Origin of the sequence: Pantoea sp. EA-12 (genome assembly GCF_030053355.1) — a bacterium.
Taxonomy (GTDB): Bacteria; Pseudomonadota; Gammaproteobacteria; order Enterobacterales; family Enterobacteriaceae; genus Pantoea; species Pantoea vagans_C.
The window spans coordinates 95,060-118,877 of record NZ_JASGBY010000004.1 but is presented as its reverse complement, the minus strand read 5'-3'; the positions used below and the strand labels follow the sequence as shown (position 1 = coordinate 118,877).

At 53.3% G+C, this 23,818-nt stretch carries 20 protein-coding genes; 5 read left to right on the top strand and 15 right to left on the bottom strand.

Features of this window, described 5'->3' with window-relative positions:
* Positions 1-26: 26 nt before the first annotated feature.
* From amtB to QMZ30_RS07685, 5 genes are all read right to left on the bottom strand, one after another.
* Complete coding sequence (amtB, locus tag QMZ30_RS07705; protein ID WP_039330081.1) at positions 27-1,316, bottom strand: ammonium transporter AmtB; 1,290 nt, start codon at positions 1,314-1,316, stop codon at positions 27-29.
* 33 nt (positions 1,317-1,349) lie between these two features.
* Entirely contained in the window at positions 1,350-1,688 is a 339-nt protein-coding gene (glnK, locus tag QMZ30_RS07700; protein WP_007886947.1) for a P-II family nitrogen regulator, read from the bottom strand.
* Positions 1,689-1,947: 259 nt separating this feature from the next.
* A complete protein-coding gene (locus tag QMZ30_RS07695; protein ID WP_283226924.1) occupies positions 1,948-3,723 on the bottom strand; it encodes a SmdB family multidrug efflux ABC transporter permease/ATP-binding protein in 1,776 nt (591 codons plus the stop codon).
* The gene (locus QMZ30_RS07690; protein ID WP_283226923.1) at positions 3,716-5,485 is read right to left on the bottom strand and encodes a SmdA family multidrug ABC transporter permease/ATP-binding protein; all 1,770 of its coding nucleotides are present in this window, start codon (positions 5,483-5,485) and stop codon (positions 3,716-3,718) included. The genes QMZ30_RS07695 and QMZ30_RS07690 overlap by 8 nt, the downstream gene beginning before the upstream one ends.
* A gap of 24 nt (positions 5,486-5,509) precedes the next feature.
* On the bottom strand, positions 5,510-5,971 hold the full coding sequence (locus QMZ30_RS07685; protein WP_039330073.1) for an Lrp/AsnC family transcriptional regulator: 462 nt from the start codon (positions 5,969-5,971) through the stop codon (positions 5,510-5,512).
* 116 nt (positions 5,972-6,087) lie between these two features.
* Here QMZ30_RS07685 and QMZ30_RS07680 point away from each other — a divergent pair, with 116 nt between their 5' ends.
* Complete coding sequence (locus QMZ30_RS07680; RefSeq protein WP_283226922.1) at positions 6,088-7,128, top strand: PLP-dependent cysteine synthase family protein; 1,041 nt, start codon at positions 6,088-6,090, stop codon at positions 7,126-7,128.
* 220 nt (positions 7,129-7,348) lie between these two features.
* Here QMZ30_RS07680 and cof read toward each other — a convergent pair whose 3' ends face one another.
* Entirely contained in the window at positions 7,349-8,170 is an 822-nt protein-coding gene (gene cof / locus QMZ30_RS07675; RefSeq protein ID WP_283226921.1) for an HMP-PP phosphatase, read from the bottom strand.
* Positions 8,171-8,263: 93 nt separating this feature from the next.
* Between cof and QMZ30_RS07670 the strand changes: the two genes are divergently transcribed.
* The gene (locus QMZ30_RS07670; RefSeq protein ID WP_283226920.1) at positions 8,264-9,979 is read left to right on the top strand and encodes an SgrR family transcriptional regulator; all 1,716 of its coding nucleotides are present in this window, start codon (positions 8,264-8,266) and stop codon (positions 9,977-9,979) included.
* A gap of 26 nt (positions 9,980-10,005) precedes the next feature.
* Positions 10,006-10,701, top strand: a complete 696-nt coding sequence (queC, locus tag QMZ30_RS07665; protein WP_283226919.1) for a 7-cyano-7-deazaguanine synthase QueC — start codon at positions 10,006-10,008, stop codon at positions 10,699-10,701.
* A 135-nt stretch (positions 10,702-10,836) separates the two neighbouring features.
* Here queC and QMZ30_RS07660 read toward each other — a convergent pair whose 3' ends face one another.
* From QMZ30_RS07660 to bolA, 9 genes are all read right to left on the bottom strand, one after another.
* Complete coding sequence (locus tag QMZ30_RS07660) at positions 10,837-11,241, bottom strand: acyl-CoA thioesterase (RefSeq protein WP_283226918.1); 405 nt, start codon at positions 11,239-11,241, stop codon at positions 10,837-10,839.
* Positions 11,242-11,342: 101 nt separating this feature from the next.
* Positions 11,343-11,666, bottom strand: a complete 324-nt coding sequence (locus QMZ30_RS07655) for a ComEA family DNA-binding protein (RefSeq protein WP_058972250.1) — start codon at positions 11,664-11,666, stop codon at positions 11,343-11,345.
* A 140-nt stretch (positions 11,667-11,806) separates the two neighbouring features.
* Entirely contained in the window at positions 11,807-13,675 is a 1,869-nt protein-coding gene (gene ppiD, locus QMZ30_RS07650) for a peptidylprolyl isomerase (RefSeq protein ID WP_283226917.1), read from the bottom strand.
* 237 nt (positions 13,676-13,912) lie between these two features.
* Complete coding sequence (gene hupB, locus QMZ30_RS07645) at positions 13,913-14,185, bottom strand: nucleoid-associated protein HU-beta (RefSeq protein ID WP_034828113.1); 273 nt, start codon at positions 14,183-14,185, stop codon at positions 13,913-13,915.
* A 213-nt stretch (positions 14,186-14,398) separates the two neighbouring features.
* Entirely contained in the window at positions 14,399-16,753 is a 2,355-nt protein-coding gene (gene lon, locus QMZ30_RS07640) for an endopeptidase La (protein ID WP_039330062.1), read from the bottom strand.
* A 187-nt stretch (positions 16,754-16,940) separates the two neighbouring features.
* Positions 16,941-18,212, bottom strand: coding sequence for an ATP-dependent protease ATP-binding subunit ClpX (gene clpX / locus QMZ30_RS07635; RefSeq protein WP_039330061.1), 1,272 nt, complete (start codon positions 18,210-18,212; stop codon positions 16,941-16,943).
* Positions 18,213-18,339: 127 nt separating this feature from the next.
* A complete protein-coding gene (clpP, locus tag QMZ30_RS07630; protein WP_013508134.1) occupies positions 18,340-18,963 on the bottom strand; it encodes an ATP-dependent Clp endopeptidase proteolytic subunit ClpP in 624 nt (207 codons plus the stop codon).
* 335 nt (positions 18,964-19,298) lie between these two features.
* On the bottom strand, positions 19,299-20,603 hold the full coding sequence (tig, locus tag QMZ30_RS07625; protein ID WP_039330057.1) for a trigger factor: 1,305 nt from the start codon (positions 20,601-20,603) through the stop codon (positions 19,299-19,301).
* Positions 20,604-20,905: 302 nt separating this feature from the next.
* A complete protein-coding gene (gene bolA / locus QMZ30_RS07620; protein WP_039330055.1) occupies positions 20,906-21,220 on the bottom strand; it encodes a transcriptional regulator BolA in 315 nt (104 codons plus the stop codon).
* A gap of 268 nt (positions 21,221-21,488) precedes the next feature.
* Between bolA and QMZ30_RS07615 the strand changes: the two genes are divergently transcribed.
* Entirely contained in the window at positions 21,489-22,067 is a 579-nt protein-coding gene (locus tag QMZ30_RS07615) for a lipoprotein (RefSeq protein ID WP_039330053.1), read from the top strand.
* Between the two features lie 54 nt (positions 22,068-22,121).
* Positions 22,122-23,609 (top strand): muropeptide MFS transporter AmpG, encoded by a 1,488-nt coding sequence (ampG, locus tag QMZ30_RS07610; protein WP_283226916.1) that lies wholly within the window; start codon positions 22,122-22,124, stop codon positions 23,607-23,609.
* The last annotated feature ends 209 nt before the right edge of the window (positions 23,610-23,818 follow it).

Here is a 23,818-nt window from a genome sequence, read left to right as displayed (position 1 = left end):
CGCACTGCTCTTCAGCAGCCCGGCACTTACTGGTTGTAAGCGTTTTCGCCGTGGCTGTTCACATCCAGACCTTCACGTTCCTGATCTTCTGGAACACGCAGGCCAACAATCATATCTGCCAGTTTGAAGCCGATGAAGGCAACCACACCAGACCAGACGATGGTCACGCCGCAGCTGAACAGCTGTACCCAAACCTGATGGCCCATGGTCACGCCTTCAGCGTAGCCCACACCACCCAGTGAAGAAGAGGCGAACACACCGGTCAGGATACAACCCAGGATACCGCACACGCCGTGTACACCGAACACATCACATGGGTCATCCACACGCAGCCATTTTTTCAGGGTAGTTACGCCCCAGATACCTGCCAGGCCACCGGCCAGACCGATAATCAGCGCGCCGCCAACACCGACATAACCACAAGCTGGGGTGATAGCAACCAGACCCGCGATGAAACCAGAACACGCCCCCAGCAGAGAAGGCTTGCCACGCATTGCCCACTCACCGAACACCCATGACAGCACCGCACCTGCAGTCGCTACAACGGTATTCAGGAAGGCCAGTGCAGCAATTTCGTTCGCTGAAGAGGCTGAACCGGCGTTGAAACCAAACCAGCCAACATACAGAATCGCTGTACCGGTGAAGACCATTGGCAGGTTGTGTGGTTTGAAGGCTTCTTTACCAAAGCCAGCACGTTTGCCCACCAGGTAAGCACCCACCAGACCGGCTACCGCGGCGTTGATGTGTACAACGGTACCGCCTGCGAAGTCCAGCGCACCATCTTGAGCCAGCAGACCGCCTGCCCAGACCATGTGTGCGATTGGCAGATAAGAGAGCGTCAGCCACACCACCACGAAAATCAGTACCGCAGAGAAGCGAATACGTTCCGCCAGTGCGCCCACAATCAGGCCCACAGTAATACAGGCGAATGAAGCCTGGAACGCAACGTGGATATACTGATAGAAGCTACCCATCACCGCTTTCAGCTCGATATTTTTCAACATCGCCCACTGGAAGTTACCGAAGAAGGCGTTGCCCTCGCTGAAGGCCAGCGAATAACCGTAGATTACCCAGAGTACGCACACCAGTGAGAAAGTCACTGCGACCTGAGTCAGCATTGAAAGTACGTTCTTACCGCGAATTAAACCGCCGTAGAACAGGGCAATGCCCGGAATCGACATGAACAATACCAGAGCGGTACAGATCATCATAAAGGCGTTATCCGCTTTGTCCGCAACGGCAGGAGCTGCCGCCATGGCCAGAGACGGTAACAGTGCCAGGCTGGTGAGGCCTAACTTAGTCATCAGTTTATTCATTTCTTTCCATCCCATCACAATTCAGAGCCCCAGTTACAGTGCTGCTTCGTCGGTCTCGCCGGTACGAATACGAATAACGCGCTGCAGTTCTGCGACGAAGATTTTGCCGTCGCCAATTTTGCCGGTGTAAGCGGCTTTGCTGATGACATCCACCACTTCATCGAGTTGATCGTCCGCAATCGCGATATCAATTTTTACTTTTGGCAGGAAGTTCACGCTGTACTCGGCACCGCGATAAAGCTCTGCGTGACCTTTCTGGCGACCAAAACCCTTCACTTCGGTAACAGTCAATCCCTGAATGCCAATGGAGGATAAGGCTTCACGCACGTCCTCCAGCTTAAATGGTTTGATTACCACGGTAACCAGCTTCATACGTTCCCCTCCGGATAATAAATTGAGTGAGTCTCGCGGACACGCAGAGATATAAGCAAACGCTGTGCCATAAATGAAAAAAGTGCGGAAGTCAGTGGCATAGAGGCGCTGGATAGCGCTTCGTTATGTGATGGGTAGCTCAATCTGGAGGATGGGGTAAAGAAAGGTGTTGCAATATTGCACTCCTTTGGTGCTTTCAGCCTCAAAGGAGTGCATCAATACAGAACAATCTGATAAATCTGCGCAAAAAAGGTGCAAATCACCCTTCAGCTTGTACGGGGATGCTCGCCGCGAGTTCATCACCCGCTTGTTGCAATTGATACATCTGCCAATAACGACCTTGTTGTGCCAGCAATTGCGCATGCGTACCGCGCTCGGCAACCTGGCCGCGATGCAGCACCAGGATTTGATCCGCTTCGGTAATGGTGGAGAGACGGTGCGCAATCACCACCAGCGTGCTGTGCTGACGCAGTGCACGCAAAGCATGCTGAATCGCCTGCTCGGTACCGGAATCAATGTTGGCGGTGGCTTCATCCAGAATCAAAATCTGCGGCAACGACACCAGCACGCGCGCCAGCGCCAGCAACTGTTTCTGTCCCACCGACAAATTATTGCCCTGCTCCCCTAAGCGCGTGTGAATGCCCTCTGACATTGCACGTGCTAAAGGGGCAAGCTGCACGGTTTCCAGCGCCTGCCACACCTGCTCTTCAGGAATATCGCGTCCCAGACGTACATTCGCCAACAGCGTATCAGCCAGTACCACCGGATCCTGTTGCACCATGGCGATACTTTGTCGCAGTGCCTCATGGGAGAGTTGCGGTAATGGGCGGCCATCCAGCTCAATACTGCCGCGCGTCACCGGGTAGTAGCCCATTAACAGATTCGCCAGGGTACTCTTACCGCTACCGGTATGCCCGACCAGGGCGATAAAGCCCCGCGCCGGTACGTCCAGATTAATATGGCTTAGCACATCGCGGTCATCACGGTAGGCAAAGCTGACATCGTGCAGCTTGATACTTCCCGAAGCCAGCGGCTGGTTATCGGCCCCGTAACCTTGTTGTGCAGCATCCATCAGCTCAAAAATACGCTCGCCGGACACCACCGCCTGCTGCAGCATCGACTGCTGCGTCGTCAACTCAATCAAAGGTTCATTCAGGCGGCCAAGATAAGTAATAAAGGCGTAAAGCACACCAACTTCAAACACGCCCGGCGTGGCAAAGCTGAACAGCATCAGCAACCCGCACAGGATCATCGCTGAAAACAGGCTCAGCAGCGGGCGCAGCAGGAAGCCATCCAGACGCAGCGTTTCCATCCGCGCCAGATAGTGCGACCGGCTCGCCTCCCCCATACGCTCGCCGAAGCGCGCCTGCTGGCGGAACTGCTGGATCACACTCATACCGTTGATCACTTCGTTGAAGCCGTTATTGATGTCGGCGAGATAGCTGCGCACCCGGCGCGCGATCGGCGTACTGTAGCGCTGGTAGATCAGCATCACCGTTAACACCAGCGGGAAGATCACGATCGCTACCAACGCCATGCGCCAGTCGAGTGAGAACATCGCCACCAGCATTGCACCAATTAACGCGGCGCTGCGTAACACAGTGGCCACCACCGTGACGTAGAGATCTTTGATCACCTCAGTATCATTGGTGACGCGGGAAATGATTTGCCCTACCGGTTGGGTATCAAAGGCGCTTAAGGGCTGACGCAGTGCGGCGTTCATCACATCGACGCGCAGTTGTTGCACCACGCCAATCGCGGCACGGTTAAACAGCAGCGCCTGAAAATAGTGTAAGCCCGCCGCCAGCAGTTGCAGCAACACAAAGCACACCAACAAACCGATGGTGATGGCCCACGGCATCTGATGTTTCGCCACCAGATGATCAATGAAATAACTCACCAATACCGGACCGGTGACTTCGGCGGCAGCGGCAATCCACAGCATGCCGACCGCTAACCACAAGGATTTGCGCCAGGGTTTGCCGTAAGCCAACAGGCGTTTGAGCGTTGGCCACAAACGAAGTGATTTAGCCATGGTTTGATCCCTCCGCCACATCGTCCTCATCCAGTGCCGCTTCCAGTTGCTGATAGCGGTACATATCGCGATACCAGCCCTCTTTGCTGACCAGGCTGTCGTGATCGCCACGCTGTGCGACAGCGCCCTGCTGCAGCACCAGAATCTCACTGGCTTCAGTCAGTGCAGACAAACGGTGCGCACTGATAATCAGCGTGCGGCCTTTGCCCCACTGCCGCAGGTTATGCAGGATTTCATGCTCGGTGCGGCCATCAACGGCAGAGAGTGCATCATCCAGAATCAGGATCTCCGCATTCAGCAGCAGCGCGCGCGCAATCGCAATACGTTGCTTTTGGCCGCCGGAGAGCATCACGCCGCGCTCACCCACTTCGGTGTCGTAACCTTGCGGCAGGCGCAGAATGTCATCATGCACACAGGCCATCTGCGCCACGTACTCGATCTCTTGCTGGGTGGCATTGGGTCGGCCCAGTGCCAGATTGTTCGCCACCGTATCGGAGAACAGGAACGGTGTCTGGCTCACTACCGCTAATTTGCTACGCCAGCTGTCGAGCCGTAGCTGGTTCAGTGGCAGGTTGTGATAGCGAATATCGCCTTGGTCGATATCAAAGTGGCGCTGAATCAGGCTCAGCAGCGTACTTTTACCGCAACCGGTTGGACCACACAGCCCTAACATTTGTCCCGGCTTCAGTTGGAAATTGAGGTGGCTCAGCACCGCGCCAGAACTGGCGGGATAGCGAAACTCACGAATGGCGACCTGCATCACACCCGGTTCAGCGGGCAAGACTTTTTGCCCGTCTTCCACCGCTGGGGCTTCCGCCAGCAGTGCGCGGATACGACTCCACGCGGCGCTTCCGCGCTCGACAATGTTGATCATCCACGCCAGCGCCAGCATCGGCCAAATCATCAGCCCCAGATACATCACAAAACTGGTGAGCTGGCCCAGCGTCAGGCTGCCGTGCCACACCATCCATCCACCGCCCGCGATGGCCAGCAGATTAGAGAAGCCCACCGCGATATAAATGATCGGATCAAAGCGCGCATCAACACGCGCCACATGCAGATTTTTCTTGCCGGTGTCGCTGGCAATATCAGCAAACTGCTGCGACTGATGATCTTCCAGACCAAAAGCTTTGATCATGCGAATGCTGGTGAGGCTTTCCTGAGTTTGATCGTTGAGGCTGGAGAAGGCTGCTTGCGCGACTTTAAAACGCTGATGCAGGCGCGATCCATCTTTCTGGATCGCTATCGCCATAATCGGCATTGGGATCAGCGCCAGCAGTGTCAGCTCCCAGCTGATCTGGGTGCTCATCACCGCCAGCACCACCAACCCCATGACCAGCGAATCCACTAGCGTCAACACGCCCTCGCCTGCCGCGAATACCACGCGGTCAACGTCGTTGGTGGCACGAGCAATCAGATCGCCGGTCCGGTGGCGCAAATAGAAGGCTGGATGCTGGCGACTTAACTGGCGATAGAAGTCTTCACGCAGCTCTACTGCCAGCTGATAAGAAGCGCCGAACAGCAGCACGCGCCAGACATAGCGCAGCAGATAGACAATAACCGCAGTGACCAGCATCACACCGATCCACATGAAAATTTTGCCGCTGCTTAAGGTATGTTGCGTCACGCCGTCAACGACCACCCCAACCACATGCGGGGGTAAGAGTTGCAGCAGTGCAATGACAATCAGCAAGCTAACGGCGCCCAGATATCGCCGCCACTCACGTAGAAAATACCAACTTAACTGGCTAAATAATCGCACAAGAAACTCTCTTTCTCTGCCCGATCAGGGCGCTACCGGCAAGGCGGTGGTATATTTTATCTCTTCCATGGCGAAGCTTGAGGTCACATCAATCAGGCCAGGCACGCCATTCACCAGACGTTTATAAAACGCATCATAGCTTTTCATGTCAGCCACCTGGATGCGCAACAGGTAATCGTATTCTCCCGCCATACGGTAAAACGCCATGACCTCTGGCATTTGCTGAACCACGGCGACAAACTGATGAAACCATTCGCTGCTGTGCTGCTGCGTCTTCACAAACATAAAGGCGGTGAGTGACAGCCCAATCTTCTCACCGTCGAGCAATGCCACGCGCGCACGAATGATGCCATCATCTTCCAGCTTTTTCAGGCGTTTCCAGCACGGCGTGGTCGTAAGATTCACGGCATCCGCCAGCGACTGCAGCGATAACGTACAATCCTGTTGCAACATCGCCAGCAGTGTACGGTCAGTTTTATCTAGCATTCGGCGCTCCGGGAGAAAATTTTTCTCTTATCGAGCCATTATAACCCGATTAAAGCAACCTAATTTTCCTGCCTGTGCCTTACACTGTGCACAATAATTATTCTGGATAATGTCATATGCAAACGCCTTGGGTTCGCCACGCCATCAATGAAATTAATGCCGATTTTCAACGTTCTGCGGATACCCACCTGATCCGCTTTACGCTGGAAGCGTATCCCGGCATTCGCTTCTATCTGAAAGATGAAAGTACTCATCCGAGTGGCAGCCTGAAACATCGCCTGGCGCGCTCACTGTTTTTGTATGGTCTGGCTAACGGCTGGATTAAGGAAAATACTCCAATTATTGAGGCTTCATCCGGCAGTACTGCGGTGTCAGAAGCCTATTTCGCCCGCCTGTTGGGCTTGCCGTTTATCGCCGTGATGCCCGCCAGTACCGCTAAGCGCAAAATTGAGCTAATCCGCTTTTACGGCGGTGAGTGCCATTTCGTTGCCGATCCTTGCCAGTTATATAGCGAGTCAGAACGTCTGGCGCGAGAGCTGAACGGCCACTTTATGGATCAGTTCACCTATGCAGAGCGCGCTACCGACTGGCGCGGCAATAACAACATTGCAGAAAGTATCTTTCGCCAGATGGCGCATGAGCCCCACCCCGTTCCGCATACGGTGATCATGAGCGCGGGCACTGGCGGCACCTCCGCAACGCTGGGTCGTTACATCCGTTATCAGGGCCACGACACGCGTCTGCTGGTGGTTGATCCTGAACACTCGGTATTTTTTGACTACTGGCACAGTCGTGACAGCGCTCTGCGCAGCGAACGCGGCAGCCTGATTGAGGGCATCGGCCGCCCGCGTGTTGAACCGTCATTTTTGCCCGATGTGATCGACGAGATGATAAAAGTGCCCGATGGTGCAACGGTGGCGGCAATGCTGCAACTGGAGAAAATTCTGGGGCGTCGCCCTGGGGCTTCCACGGGCACGAATTTCTGGGGCATGCTGCAGGTCGCGCAACGTATGCGGGATAAGGGCCAACAGGGTTCACTGGTTACGCTGCTGTGTGACAGCGGTGAGCGCTATCCGGATACCTATTACAACCCAGAGTGGGTGACAAAAAACGTGGGCGACATTCAACCGTGGCTGCGTGAAATATCCCCTAAATAATTCGGATTTCAGGACAAAAGGGTCAGATGACACTTTTGAACAGCGCTTGCGCTGGCCCGAAGGGTGAGGCCAGAGGCCGAATCACGCGGCAAACGAGAGCATCCCGATGAGCTTACTGAAGTAAGTGATTCGGGTAAACGAGTGAAGCCAACGCATCTGCAATTCGAAGTATGACGGGGATAATAAAAAACCGGACATCCTGTCCGGTTCACTGTAAGCCTCAGCATTCGGGGGAATAATCGAGGTGTGGTGTGGTCATCCAGTGATTTAAGTAGTGAGACACCGCCTGTGTCTCGCAATGTCCAATAATCGGTAAATGAGGCAATGATGTTTTGAGCTGATTCATGGCATTGCCCATAATGAAACCTTTACCTACTCGTTCCAGCATTTCACGATCGTTCATGGCATCACCAAACGCCATGCAATCCGCCATCGACAGCGATAAATGCTGGCACAAATGGGCCAGCGCGGCACCTTTATGGCAATCCAGCGGCAGCACTTCGAGGCAATCCCATGCCGAGAAACAGATATTCGCGCGCTCGCCCAGCGCATCCTGCAATTCCACTTTTAGCGCCAGCAGTTCCTCATGCGGTGCGATAAAGCAAATTTTGGTGACTTCATGCGCCGACATCTGGCGTAAATCACGCAGTTGATAATGGAAGCCACTCATCACGTGCGCAGCTCTCACAGAGGGTAACGGCTTATCGGTAAACCAGCCCTCATCGTTAAAGATGTGAATCGAGGCAGGCGTTTGCCAGTGGGTGTGAATCACCTCTTCTGCCAACGATGGCGGCAGATCGCAGCCAAACAATTGTTGCCCATCCAGATCGTGAATACGTGTACCGTTGCCGCTGATCAGCCAGGCAGGCAGAGTGATTTGTTCACGCACAACCTGCACATCCATCAGATGACGGCCAGTAGCAAAAGCAATGGTGACTTCACGCTGATGCAGGGCATGCAGGGTGTCGATAGTTTCTTTACCTAACCGGTGCGTTGGCAGCAACAACGTGCCATCCATATCAAATGCTGCGAGGCGGGCCATGCGGATTCTCCAGTCTGAATAAGGGTTCCACTATCGCCTGGCAATTACGGAACTAATAGTGAATACTTTTAGAAAACTGTTCCGGGTTTACTGATGCGCGAACTTCATCGGGTTAATCAATTCCAGCGTCTGTGGCAATTGAGCCAAGGCGAACCACAGCGGCTCAGTGTGACTGCGATGGCACAACACTGCTTTTGCAGCGAGCGCCATGTGCGCACCCTGCTGCGCCAGTGGCAAGATGCGGGCTGGTTACGCTGGCACGGCGAGGCGGGACGCGGCAAACAGGGGAAGCTGTCATTTCTGGTCTCGCCAGAACAGCTGCGTCAGCAACTGTTAGCCCAGCAACTCGATGCGGGGGAAGCGGTTCAGGCCCTGCAGGTGCTGGATCTTCACCCTGAACGACTGGTCAAAATGCTGCGTCCTCTGATGGGCGGACAATGGCAAAATCAGGCGCCGGTGCTGCGTATTCCCTACTATCGTGCCATGGAGCCACTGCGCCCACTCAGCCTGACTGGGCGGGCCGAGCAACATCTACTGCGGCAAATTTTTTCAGGGCTTACCCGTTTTGCAGGTAACGATGTTGAAGGCGATCTCGCTCATCACTGGCAGCACGACGACAGCGGGCGCGATTGGTATTTCTGGCTGCGTCCACAACTCAGCTGGCATAACGATGAACCGATCCATGCAGCTCAACTCGCCACACAATTGCAGCAGATCAGGCAAACGGAGGTGGGTGGCCGCTTGTTGGCCTCCATCGAGCGTATCGAGGCACCGCATCCTTTAGCACTGCGTATTCAGTTGCACCAGAGCGACTACTGGCTACCACAACGGTTAGCACATCAATTCTGCCTGCTCCCACATCCCGACGCAGTGGATGTGGGGAGCGGCCCCTGGAAACTGACGCATTTCACTGACGATCTGGTGCGGCTGGAGAGCCACGCGCGCTGGCATCTGCAGCGCCCTCTGATTCAGGTGGTGGAATACTGGATCACCCCGCAGCTGTTTGCGCACGGCCTGGGTACCAGCTGCCGTCATCCGGTGCAGATTGCGATTGGCGATCCCGACGAACTGGATGCACTGCGCCCTGTTGATCGCAGTATTAGCCTTGGCTTCTGCTATCTGGCACCACGCATCTCCGCTCACTTAAGTGCTGCCCAGGCCAAAGCGTTGATTGCCTTAATCCAGAGCAGCGGTGTGATTCAACAACTTCCTCTGGATGAAGGGTTGATCACCCCCAGCCACGAGTTATTGCCTGGCTGGCCCGTGCCATTGGAAGAGGCGAGCCACGTCGCACTGCCGGAAAAACTGACGCTGCATTACCATCTACCCATTGAGTTACATGTGATGGCGCAAGCGCTGGTCCCGCTCCTGGCGCAACAGGGATGCACTCTGACCTGCGTTTTTCATGATGTAAAAAGCTGGCATGACGATATTGATCTCAGCGAAGCGGATGTGGTGATGGGGGACCGTTTGATCGGCGATGCGCCGCTGTTTACCCTGGTAAACTGGCTAGAGAACGATCCGGTCTGGCTCCCGCTACGCGCACCGGTGTTGCAGGCACCACTCAGCGCTATCGCCCAGGAGCCGAACCCTGAAGTACGCGCAGCGCTGACCCATCAGCTTTTCCAACAGTTAATGCGGGGTGGGCATTTGTTGCCGCTGTTTAACTACCGCTATCAGGTATTTGCACCGCCAGGCGTAGAGGGTATTCAACTCAATACGCTGGGCTGGTTTGATTTCACCCGCGCCTGGATTCCACCTCCCGCGACAGCCAGTACTGTTCAGCCTGCGCCTGAGCCAGTACCATAGGCGCACTGATTTTTGGGGAATATAAGATGAAACGAGCCGTAGTCGTATTCAGTGGCGGACAAGACTCCACCACCTGTTTGATTCAGGCACTGCAACAGTACGATGAAGTGCACTGTGTCACCTTCGATTATGGCCAACGCCATCGCGAAGAGATTGAAGTCGCGGCCGAACTCGCGCATAAGCTGGGCGCCCGCGCGCACAAGGTGTTGGATGTGACCTTGCTTAACGAGCTGGCGGTGAGCAGCCTGACGCGTGATAACATCCCGGTGCCCACTTACGATCCTAACGCCAGCGGTTTACCGAGCACCTTCGTGCCGGGCCGCAATATTCTGTTCCTGACCCTGGCGTCGATATATGCCTATCAGGTCGAAGCGGAAGCCATCATCACCGGCGTGTGTGAAACGGATTTTTCTGGCTATCCTGATTGCCGTGATGAATTTGTCAAAGCGCTGAACAATGCGGTGAGCCTCGGTATGGCGCGTGATATTCGCTTTGAAACCCCGCTGATGTGGTTGAACAAGGCGGAGACCTGGGCGTTAGCGGATTACTGGCAGCAGCTGCCGTTGGTGCGCGCAGAAACCCTGACGTGCTACAACGGGGTGAAGGGCGATGGCTGTGGCGAATGCGCCGCCTGTCATTTACGCGCCCGTGGTTTAGCCGATTATCAGGCGAATGCTTCCGCAGTGATGGCGGCGATGAAGCAGAAGAGCGGATTGCGTTAAGAGATCGGCGCCCGAATTATCCTGGTGCGCATTAATGCGCACCCTACGGATGCTGGGGCGCCAAGGCTCCAGACGGCGTTATCGTCAGTCTATTAATTGAAGAACATTGTGCCATTTATGGCGGCCGGAAAGTTTTTAACTGACCACCACCAGCGCCGCCAGCCGGTCGCGCAACTCGCCTTCCATCGGCACCGCTTTCTGCGTGCGTAAATCGATACAGACAAAGGTCAGCGCCGCGTCAGCCACCACCGAGTTATCGCTGGCTAGCAGCACACGCTGAGAAATGATGCCGCTTTTCCCGTTCAGTTGTGACACTTCACTTTCGATATTGAGTACATCGCCCAACACCGCTGGGCGACGATAGTTGATGTTGATATTCACCACCACAAACGCCAGTTTCTGCTCCATCAGCCAGTGAAAAGCATCAACATCTTCCAGCCACTGCCAACGCGCCTCTTCAAGAAACTCCAGATAACGCGCGTTGTTCACATGCTGGTATACGTCGAGATGATAGCCGCGCACTTTAATTGTGGTTTGCATTATAGCTCCTGTTCAGGCTGAGAATGACAACTGGTATGACCTGTTGAGCATAGCACAGCCTGAATCAGGGTCTTATCAATCCTTCAGAGTCGCGAGCCGCCTCACAATTTCAACCGACTGACATTACGCTCGACCAGCGCGTTGCCAATACCGGGTATCTCTTTGAGTTGCTCAATGGAGGTAAAGGGACCGTACTGCTCACGGTAATCAACGATGGCCTGAGCCTTCTTCAGGCCGATGCCGTTCATGCCAGCAGCAAGCTGTTCAGCTGTGGCTTGATTGATGCTGATCTGCCCTTCTTGCGGCGTGGAGACTTGGGTCGCCTGCGTCTCACTGGGGCTTTCCGCCGCCGCTAATCCGCCGGTATAGAGCGCGCCACCGAGTGCCAGCGTGACACATAAAGCGCGAAAAGTTGATTTCACCATGCTGTGTTTCTCCTTGTGTTTGACAGCCACAGCAGAGTGTCACAGCGAACATTTACGCTCAAAAGGGCAATATCAGAAATGGAAAAGGCCGCAGAAGCGGCCTTTATGTTATTGCAGTAGATTCACTTTTTTTGTGAGGCTTACTGGTTTTGTGCAGCGGCGCCGTACTTAATCTTGGCGTCTTTGCGCAGGTTTTCCAGCAACGCTTCGAACGCAATCTGTGCGTTATTCTGCGTCACGCCCTGCACCATCTGATCGATCTGCGGCTGCGGCATGTTACCTGGGCTGACTTTATCCAGCGCAACCAGCACCACGTTGCCTTGCATATCTTCGCTCACGCCCCAGGACGGTTTGTTGTCTGCGGGTTGTGGCAAATCAAAGGCTGACTGTGCAACAGGATCCTGGGCATTACGGTCAAAGGTTTTGCTGGCGCTCAGGGTCAAACCTGCCGCTTTCAGCGCATCTTCTTTACCGGCTTTCAGATCAACCAACAGTTTGTCGGCCTGTGCTTTTGCCTGCTGGGTGGCTTTGTCATGCTTCAGCGAGTCGGTAATCTGCGCTTTCACCTGATCCAGCGGTTTCACCGCTTCAGGTTTGTGCTCGCTAATGCGCAACACGAAGGCGCGATCGCCATCAACGCTGATGATGTCAGAGTTGTTACCCGGCGCACCATTTTGTCCTACCAGGCCACCATTGAAAATCGCCTGCTTAACCTGATCAAAATCGAGTTCAGCCGGTACGTTGTCTTTGGTGATCCAGCCGGTCTCCACCACTTTCAGACCGGAAGCCTGTGCTGCACCCGCCAGGGATTCGTTATCGTTGCTGGCCGCTTCACTGACTTTTTGCTGCATCTTGTAGAATGCATCAACCGCTTTTTCCTGCTTCACCTTATCAGCAACAGCATCATGGATTTCCGCCAGCGGTTTAACTTGTTCTGGCTGGATATCATCCAGACGCACCACCAGGAAACCGACCGAGGATTTGATCACGCCGGACAGTTGTCCCTTCTGCGTCAGATTGGCATTTTTCAGCTCATCTGGCGTCGTGCTCGGTTCCAGCCACCCCATATCACCGCCTTTACGCGCTGAGATCGGGTCAATCGATTTGCTTTTCGCCAGGGTCGCGAAGTCTTCACCCTTTTTCAGCGCATCCAATACCGCGTTAGCATCAGCTTCAGTTTTGGTCTGAATCACGCTGTAGCGGTTACGCTGCGGCTGGGAGTAATCGGCTTTATGCTGATCAAACCAGCTCTGGATCTCAGCATCGCTGACCGGTTCCTGCATGCTGGCTGCATCCATTTTGATGTAGCTTACGCGGAACTGCTCAGGCGCCATAAAGCTGTTCTGATGCTGCTGATAGTATTGATTGATTTCGTCATCGCTGACCGTCTGCTTCGCCGCCAACGCGTTAACATCAATTACTGCCTGACGCACGTCACGCTGCTGAGACACCAGATCAACTAATTTGCTGGTTTCGCCTTTCAGCATGAAATCGGTATTGGCCACGGCATTGATCAACTGCTGGGTCGCCAACTGCTTGCGCAGCGCTTCCGCATACTGATCGGCATTGAAGCCCATCTGGTTGATCAGGGCGTTGTATTTGGCGTTGTCAAACTTACCGTTGGTCTGGAAGGCTTTCTGATTGAAGATCGCCTGTTTGATTTGATCATCGCTAATGCCAATGTTCAGATCTTTGATGTATTGATCGAGCAGCGCCTGATCAATCAGCTGAGATAACGCCTGCTGGCGCATCTGCTGCATATAACCTTCATTGCTGGCCAGCTGCGAGAATTGATCGCCCAGCTGCTGCTGCTGACGGTTACGCTCGCTGTTATAAGCCTGTTCCAGTTCGGCACGGCTAATCTCATGACCGTTAACTTTGGCGGCATAGTCGCTGCCACCGCCGATCAGGTAGTTGCCCACCCCGGTCAGTACGAAAGACAGGATGATCAATCCCAGAATAATCTTGAGCACGACATGATTCGACGCCGCGCGTAAATTGTCCATCATGGTATGACAACACTCCGCTGTAGTGTGAATGTAAAGCTTTAACACGATGTCATCATCGTGCAACTGCTGTTCAGGCTGGCAGTTGGCAACCATGCGGAGACAACAGCCTCAGGCTATCGTCGCGCATCAAGAATAAAAAAGGCACATCAAAAATGATGTGCCCGTATGTTACATGAGAACGGCTTTTTCGTCCTCAATCCATAGAAGAAAATGCTTCAATGGATGTGTCAGCGGTCATTAATTGACTGAGTCTTTCAGTGCTTTACCTGCACGGAAGCCCGGAACTTTACCAGCCGGGATGGTGATCTCTTTACCCGTTTGTGGGTTACGGCCTGTACGAGCAGCACGCTCACGTACAGAGAAAGTACCGAAACCAACCAGTGCTACTTCATCACCGCCTTTCAGCGCGTCAGAAACTGAGCCCATGAATGCATCTAACACACGTCCCGCTGCTGCTTTAGAAATGTCAGCGTCTGCAGCAATTTTGTCGATCAACTGTGACTTATTCACTCTATTCATCCCCTCTTTTATTATTCACATCGCACCCGCGCTTCCCGCCCGGTGCGAACGCGCAGCCAGTTATATCAAGCCTGTGGTGCTGAGACAACGGTATTCATCTTAATCGTTGATCCAGCAGCCACCTAAAGTAGCGGCACAAAAAAAAGCTGGCAAGCACCATTTGGCCTGCCAGCTTCGCTTTTTAACGGTTTTTGCCGTTAATCACTATTTTGCCGTCGCAACCTGCATGCCGTAAGGCGCATTTTCCAGCGCCAGGTTCAGCACCTCTTCAATACGCTTCACCGGATGGATGGTTAAATCCGCAATCACGTTCTGTGGAATCTCTTCCAGATCGCGCTTGTTTTCATCCGGGATCAGCACAGTTTTGATGCCGCCGCGATGCGCTGCCAACAGCTTCTCTTTCAGGCCACCAATCGGCAGCACCTGACCACGCAAGGTGATTTCACCGGTCATCGCCACATCGGAGCGCACGGGGTTACCTGTCAGGCAGGAGACCAGCGCCGTACACATCGCGATACCCGCACTTGGGCCATCCTTCGGCGTCGCACCCTCTGGCACGTGCACGTGGATGTCACGTTTCTCGTGGAAATCACCGTTGATACCGAGTTTATCCGCACGCGCGCGAACCACGGTCAGCGCCGCCTGGATAGACTCTTGCATCACTTCACCCAGTGAGCCGGTGTAAGTCAGCTTGCCTTTACCTGGCACACAGGCGGTTTCAATGGTCAGCAGATCGCCGCCCACTTCCGTCCATGCCAGGCCAGTCACCTGACCCACGCGGTTTTCACTGTCTGCGCGACCATAATCAAAGCGCTGCACGCCAAGGAAGTCCTTGAGGTTGTCGCCGTTGATTTTGATGCTTTTCTTGGATTTATCCATCAGCAGTGTTTTCACCGCTTTACGGCACAGCTTGGAGAGTTCACGTTCCAGGCTACGCACGCCCGCTTCACGGGTGTAATAGCGGATAATGCCGATGATGGCGCTATCGTCAACGCTGATCTCTTTCTCTTTCAGCGCATTACGCTCAATTTGCTTCGGCAGCAAATGCTGTTTGGCGATATTCAGTTTTTCATCTTCGGTGTAACCAGAAAGACGAATCACTTCCATACGGTCCAGTAGCGGAGCCGGGATGTTCATGGAGTTTGAGGTCGCCACAAACATCACATCAGAGAGATCGTAATCCACTTCCAGATAGTGATCGTTGAACGCGATATTCTGTTCGGGATCCAGCACTTCCAGCAGCGCTGAAGCCGGGTCACCACGCATGTCAGAGGACATCTTATCGATTTCATCCAACAGGAACAGTGGGTTCTTCACCCCGACCTTTGCCATTTTCTGGATCAGTTTGCCCGGCATAGAACCGATGTAAGTACGACGATGTCCACGGATTTCCGCTTCATCACGCACGCCACCCAGCGCCATACGCACATACTTACGACCGGTTGCTTTCGCAATCGATTGACCCAGAGAGGTTTTACCCACACCTGGCGGTCCGACGAGGCACAGAATCGGCCCTTTGATTTTGCTGACGCGACTCTGAACCGCAAGATACTCAAGAATGCGATCTTTTACGCGTTCCAGACCGTAATGGTCGGTATCCAGCGTTTCTTGCGCTTTCAGCAGATCTTTTTTCACTTTGCTGCGCGCCACCCACGGCACCTGAACCATCCAGTCGATGTACCCGCGCACTACCGTGGCTTCTGCAGACATCGGCGACATCATTTTCAGCTTCTGCAATTCAGCTTCGGCTTTCTCGCGCGCTTCGGTCGGCATTTTTGCCGCATCAATTTTACGTTTCAGCGCTTCGTATTCATCCGGCGCATCATCCATTTCGCCCAGCTCTTTCTGAATGGCTTTCATTTGCTCATTCAGGTAGTACTCGCGCTGGCTTTTTTCCATCTGCTTTTTCACGCGGTTGCGAATGCGTTTCTCAACCTGCAGCAGATCGATTTCTGATTCCATCATCGCCATCAGATATTCCAGACGCTCATTCACGTCGGACATCTCCAGCACGGACTGCTTATCCGCCAGCTTCAGCGGCATATGCGCTGCCACGGTGTCGGCGAGACGCGCCGCATCGTCGATGCTGTTAAGCGAGGTCAGAACCTCAGGGGGAATTTTTTTATTGAGCTTGATGTAGCCTTCAAACTGATTGATCGCCGTGCGCACCAGCACTTCCTGCTCGCGCTCTTCGATTTCAGGCGAAATCAGGTATTCGGCTTGAGCAACAAAGTGGTCGCCATTATCAGCCAGTGTGGTGATATGTGCGCGTTGCAGGCCCTCAACCAGTACTTTAACCGTGCCATCAGGCAGCTTAAGCATCTGCAATACAGAAGCGACGGTCCCTACTGAGAAGAGATCGTTAATACCAGGTTCATCCGTTGAAGCCTCTTTCTGGGCAACCAGCATGATCTTCTTGTCATGATCCATCGCCGCTTCAAGGCAACGAATCGATTTTTCCCGACCAACAAACAACGGAATTACCATGTGCGGATAAACCACCACGTCGCGCAAAGGCAACACGGGGATTTCAATGCGTTCAGAACGCTCAGGATTCATAGAGCTCTCTCTTAGTTTAATGTCCGCCAGGTGATGGGAACCGCGCAATAGAGGTTTTGCAGTTAAACCCACAGGATATTGAGTATATGGGGATGCTTGGTCGACATTCAATGTCACGGGTGAGAGAAAAACAAAAGGGGAAAACATTTTCCCCTTTTTAAGATAACCACATGGTGCGATTGCTTATTTATTCGCCAGAAGCCTGGGCTTCATGCTTTCCGTAAATCAGCATCGGCTCAGATTGACCGTCAATCACTGACTCATCAATCACCACTTTTTCGACGTCTTCCATTGATGGCAAGTCGTACATGGTTTCCAGCAGTGCGCCTTCAACGATTGAACGCAGACCACGCGCACCGGTTTTACGTGACATCGCTTTCTTGGCGATAGCGGTCAATGCTTCGTCGCGGAACTCCAGCTCAACACCTTCCAGATTGAAAAGTGCCTGGTACTGTTTTGTCAGCGCATTCTTCGGCTCACGCAGGATCTGGATCAGGGCTTCTTCGCTCAGTTCGCTCAGCGTTGCCACCACAGGCAGACGGCCAATAAACTCAGGAATCAGACCGAATTTGATCAGATCTTCTGGCTCAACCTGCGACAGCAACTCGCCTTCGCTGGCTTTCTGTGACTTACCTTTAACCGTTGCGCCAAAACCGATGCCGGATCCGGTTTCGACACGCTGGGAAATCACTTTGTCGAGACCCGCAAAAGCGCCACCGCAGATAAACAGGATTTTAGAGGTATCAACCTGCAGGAATTCCTGTTGCGGATGTTTACGTCCACCTTGTGGCGGAACCGCCGCCACGGTGCCCTCGATCAGCTTCAGCAGTGCCTGCTGTACGCCTTCACCTGATACGTCACGGGTGATCGATGGGTTGTCAGACTTACGAGAAATCTTGTCAATCTCATCAATGTAGACAATACCGCGCTGTGCTTTCTGCACATCGTAATCGCACTTTTGCAGCAATTTCTGGATGATGTTTTCAACATCTTCCCCCACGTAACCGGCTTCGGTCAGTGTGGTGGCATCCGCCATGGTGAACGGAACATCCAGCAAACGTGCCAGCGTTTCAGCCAGCAAGGTTTTACCGCTACCGGTAGGACCGATCAGCAGAATGTTACTTTTGCCCAGCTCGATACCGTTGCTGGTGTCGCCATTGCGCAGACGTTTGTAGTGGTTGTACACCGCCACGGCCAGCACTTTTTTCGCCTTTTCCTGGCCGATAACATAATCGTCAAGATGATGGCGGATCTCATGCGGCGTTGGCAGCGCACTGCGTTCACGGTGCGGAGCGACTTCTTTAATCTCTTCGCGAATGATGTCATTACACAAATCAACACATTCGTCGCAAATATACACTGACGGCCCGGCAATCAGCTTACGGACTTCATGCTGGCTTTTGCCGCAGAAAGAGCAGTACAGCAACTTACCTGAACCGTCTTTGCGCTTATCTGTCATCAGCTAACCTCTTTTCGTTCTCAGACCCAATTTGGTGTACGGCATTGGCCGCACATCAACGGCCGATATTCATTCAACTCACCTGCCTGCCCCGTTAACTATAGCGTAAGGGCCAGGCAGATGTGTCTTATTGGCGATGCGTCAGGATGGAATCGACTAAGCCATACTCTACCGCTTCGCTGGCGGAGAGGAAACGATCGCGTTCAGTGTCGCGCTCGATCTGCTCCAGCGATTTGCCAGTGTGCTCAGCCATCAACTCATTCATACGCTGTTTCACTTTCAGAATTTCACGCGCATGGATTTCAATATCCGTCGCCTGGCCCTGATAGCCGCCCAGCGGCTGGTGAATCATGACGCGGGAATTAGGCAGACAGAAGCGTTTGCCCTTGGTACCTGCGGTCAACAGAAACGCACCCATCGAGCAAGCCTGACCCATACAGATGGTGCTGACGTCCGGCTTGATGAATTTCATGGTGTCATAAATCGACATCCCGGCAGTGATCACACCGCCAGGGGAGTTAATGTAGAGATAAATGTCTTTTTCAGGATTCTCAGCTTCCAAAAACAGCATCTGCGCCACGATCAGGTTGGCCATATGATCCTCAACCTGGCCGGTCAGGAAGATCACACGCTCTTTGAGTAGGCGGGAGTAGATGTCGTAAGAACGCTCGCCACGCGAGGTTTGTTCGACCACCATTGGCACCAGCGCCATGTGCGGTGCAGTAAATTCACGATCGCCACTGTATGACATTACCGTCTCCTGATAAATTTCATTGGCAACATTCTGTACCGATATTACGTGAGGCGCGTCAGAAAAACTATGCGCTGCCCCCTCACTCCGACATAACAGGACGGTTAATCAGCCAGTCTCACTGTTTTCATGCATGCTCCCTCTATCTGGGGATGCTGCCCAGTTGTTTCAAGCATAACAACCTTTTGCCCATTCGCTAATACGGAAAAAGAGCTTAGCGAACAATTTGCCGATTAATTAAGCAAATAGAGAACAAATCTGCTGGGTTTCCGCCAGAAAAGAAAAAGCCCGCGACTTTTCAGTCGCGGGCTTCGCACTTTCGGTTAACTAACGAATCAGGCCGCTGAGGTCTGGTTCATCAGTTCCTGGAAGTTGGTTGCTTTGTCGGTCACTTTGGCTTTCGCCAGTACCGCTTCAACAGCCTGCTCTTCCAGCGCAACGTTACGCATGTTGTTCATCAGCTCGTTGTTCTTGCTGTAGAACTCGATCACTTCCTGCGGATCTTCGTATGCAGAAGCCATCTCTTCGATCAGCGCTTTAACGCGGTCTTCGTCAGCTTTCAGCTCGTTGATGCGAATCACTTCGCCCAACAGCAGGCCAACAACTACGCGGCGTTTTGCCTGCTCTTCGAACAGTTCACGTGGCAGTTCCAGCGCTTGTTTCTCGTTGCCACCAAAACGCTGTGCAGCCTGGCGACGCAGCACGTCGATTTCGCTGTCGATCAACGCAACAGGTACGTCGATGTTGTTCGCTTCAACCAGACCGTCGATAGCCTGAGACTTCACGCGGTTACGGATAGCGCCTTTCAGCTCACGATCCATATTCTTACGCACTTCTGCACGCAGACCGGCAACTGAACCATCTTCAACGCCAAAGCGCTTGATGAACTCTTCAGTCAGTTCTGGCAGCTCACGCGTTTCTACTTTCTTCAGCACGATTTCGAACTTAGCATCTTTCCCTTTCAGGGTTTCAGCGTGGTAATCGTCTGGGAATTTCACGTCGATAGTGAAGGTTTCGCCCGCTTTATGGCCAACCACACCCTCTTCGAAGCCAGGAATCATACGACCCTGACCCATCGCCAGTACGAAGTCAGACGCTTTGCCGCCTTCGAACTCTTCACCGTCTACAGAGCCGCTGAAATCGATGGTTGCGCGATCTTCAGCAGTGGCTGCTGCATCGCTCTCTTTCCAGGTCGCCTGCTGCTTCTGCAGGGTTTCCAGCATGGTATCAACGTCAGCGTCAGTCACTTCAACAACGGGTTTTTCAACTTCGATAGCATCCAGGCCTTTCAGCTCAACTTCTGGATACACTTCGAACTCTACCGCGTAGGTGAAATCTTCACCTTCTTTATACTCACCTGGCACGTAGTTTGGTGCGCCAGCTGGGTTGATTTTCTCTTTGATGATGGCGTCAACGAAGTTGCGCGTCATCAGCTCGCCCAGTACGTCCTGGCGAACAGAAGCACCGTAGCGCTGAGAAATGATGTTTGCTGGCACTTTGCCTTTGCGGAAACCGTCGATACGGACTTTCTTAGCCACTTCCACCAGTTCTTTCTTCACTGCGCTTTCGATGCTGTCAGCTGCAACAGTAATCGAAATGCGACGGCCCAGACCCTGAGTGGTTTCTACTGAAACTGTCATCTTGTTACCTCAAAAAATCACGTGCTCGGTCAACTTCAGACACCACACATTAGTAATGCGCCGTATCCAACAACCGGGACGGCCTCTGCAGGCAGAACCTAATCCCTGTTACCAGAAGCGTCCCGAAGACATTCCGGAAAAATAGACGCAGCATTATAGCGGCATCGCTGGAATGAGTCGAGGCTGCAAACTCACCACTTTTTAGCGGTTTTGCTGCTTTTTTGCGCCGCAGATCGCGTTTAGGGGTAATAGATGAAAAGAAAACGGCCCGCAGGCCGTTTTAGAGAGAGGAAATTCATGACTTATGCCAGGGTGCCCGCACCGCGACAATTAGGGGATGCGAGTACAGTATCTTGCAATCCATCCCACTCTTTTTGCGTGTAGGTATGCAATGCCAGCGCGTGCACGCTACCTGCTAACTCTTCCGTCAATTCACCATAAATGGCGCGGTGACGTTGCAGGAAACGCTGACCGGTAAACAGGTCACTGACAATCACCACTTTAAAGTGACTTTCAGAACCGGCGGGCACGTTATGACGGTAGCTCTCATCATGCACTTCGAGATGTGCAGGTTCGAACGCCTTACGCAGCTTTTCTTCTATTTGTTCGCGAATCATTTTTAACACTCCTCAACGGCGAGCGCTGTGCCCCATCTGATTAAATATTAGTAGGTTTTTTACCCATTCCGCACAGGGGCAGGAAAAAAAGCTCGTTATGTTGCGCATCTTAACTGGCTCAGCAGGCAGGTCAACCGGGTTGAATCTCTGTCTGTCTGAAAAAAGCCTTTACAATCAATTTCCACTGGTACGGGGCTTTCTTCGCCGTCACGCAATGCTATGATGGCCGCAGTTTTGCAAACCAACCCATATGCTAACGAGAATGAGTATGTTGAAAAAACTGTTATTCCCTCTGCTGGCTGCTTTCATTTTGGCCGGCTGCGCCAGCAATAATACCACCTTAAATATCCAACCTAAGATCCAGTTGCCTCAGCAGGATCCCAGCCTGATGGGTGCCACCATCAGTGTAAACGGTGCCGACCAACGTTCAGATCAGGCATTAGCCAAAGTGAACCGCGATGGCCAGTTGGTGACGCTGACGCCTTCCCGCGATCTGCGCTTCCTGCTGCAAGAAGTGTTGGAAAAGCAGATGACCGCGCGCGGTTATATGATTGGACCAAACGGTGCGGTTGACCTGCAGATTGTCGTCAATGGTCTTTACGCTGATGTGACACAAGGCAACGTGCGCTACAGCATCACCACCAAAGCTGACATCTCTATTATTGCTACCGCTAAAAACGGTAACAAGCAGGTGAAAAACTACCGTCAGACCTACAGCGTTGAAGGCGCGTTCACCGCCACTAACGCGAAAATCACCAATGCGGTTAACTCAACGCTTAGTGATGTCATTGCGGATATGGCGCAGGACACCAGCGTTCATAACTTCATTAAACAGAACGCCCGTTAATTCCTCAGCTATTTTTGCCCGGTCACTCTGGCCGGGCTTCATTTCAGGTTGGTTATGACTTCTCACTATCTGCGCATTTTCACCCAACGTAACGCTGCCGTTTTGCTGTTGCTGGGGTTTGCCTCTGGCCTGCCGCTGGCACTGACAGCCGGTACTTTGCAGGCGTGGATGACCGTAGAGAACGTCGATCTGAAAACCATCGGTTTCTTCTCCCTTGTCGGCCAGGCTTATGTCTTTAAGTTCTTGTGGTCGCCGATGATGGACCGCTATACCCCGCCGTTTCTCGGCCGTCGCCGTGGCTGGCTATTGCTGACGCAGGTGGCGCTGATCGCGGGTATCGTCGCGATGGGCTTTATGCAACCTTCGCATGATCTTACCCTGCTGGCCGCCTTAGCGGTGCTGGTGGCATTTTGCTCCGCCTCACAGGACATTGTTTTTGATGCCTGGAAAACCGACGTGCTGCCTCCCGAAGAGCGTGGCAGCGGCGCAGCGATTACTGTTCTGGGCTATCGCCTGGCGATGTTGATTTCCGGTGGCCTGGCGCTGTGGATGGCGGATCGCTATCTCGGCTGGCAAGCCACCTACTGGTTGATGGCACTCCTGATGCTGCCCGGCCTTGTCGCGACTCTTCTGGCGAAAGAGCCTGAGGTTCCTGCGCGTGAGCCTCATTCATTGCGCCAGGCCGTGACCTTCCCGCTAAAAGATTTCTTTCTGCGCAATAACGCCTGGCTGCTGATTACCTTAATCATCCTTTATAAGCTGGGTGATGCCTTTGCCGCCTCACTCACTACCACGTTCCTGATTCGCGGCGTCGGCTTTAGCGCGGGTGATGTGGGTTTGGTTAATAAAACCCTCGGCCTACTGGCGACGATTGTTGGCGCGCTGTACGGCGGTGTACTGATGCAACGCCTGACGCTGTTCCGGGCGCTGATGATTTTCGGCATTCTGCAAGCCGTCTCCAACTTTGCGTATTGGCTGCTGGCTGTCACGCCACCTCATTTATGGAGTATGGCGAGCGCGGTGTTTATCGAAAATCTGTGCGGTGGCATGGGCACGGCCGCCTTCGTGGCGCTATTAATGACGCTGTGCAACAAATCCTTCTCTGCTACACAGTTCGCCTTACTCTCCGCACTCTCTGCGGTTGGCCGCGTCTACGTAGGCCCAGCCGCAGGCTGGCTGGTGGAATTATGGGGCTGGCCGACCTTTTATGCATTCACCGTGTTTGCGGGTGTACCGGGCCTGCTGCTGCTGTGGGTCTGCCGTGGCACGTTACAAGCCATACAGCAAAACGGGGAGTTTGTGATGCGCAGCCTCTGGCCGCAAGGCTATCGTTGGACAGTGCGCCTGTTCAGCGCGGGTTGTGGCTTACTGGTGCTCTGGTTGCTGGCTTTGGCGCTTAACGCCTCAGGTGTCTGGCATCTGGGAGACGTCCTGACGCCGCTGTTTGAGGCAGGTATGGCTGTCGCGCTGGTTGCGGTAGCCTTGGGTGTCACACTCGATTGTCTGGCGTTGAGAAAAATGTCAGCACGCAATCTGAGTTAAGTGATCCTAATTTGCCAGCGCCTAAATATTTGGCTAAAAATTAACAACGAACTTATTTTAACGAATAGCATTTTTTTCATCGCGAAAAAGAAACATTAATTTAACAACCTCGGGAAATATTAAAATCCGGTGCGCAATTACTTTGTAGTAAACACGTCACCCAAATGATGCATAATTGTTAAATAAGTGGGCATAAAAAGTACGGTTTA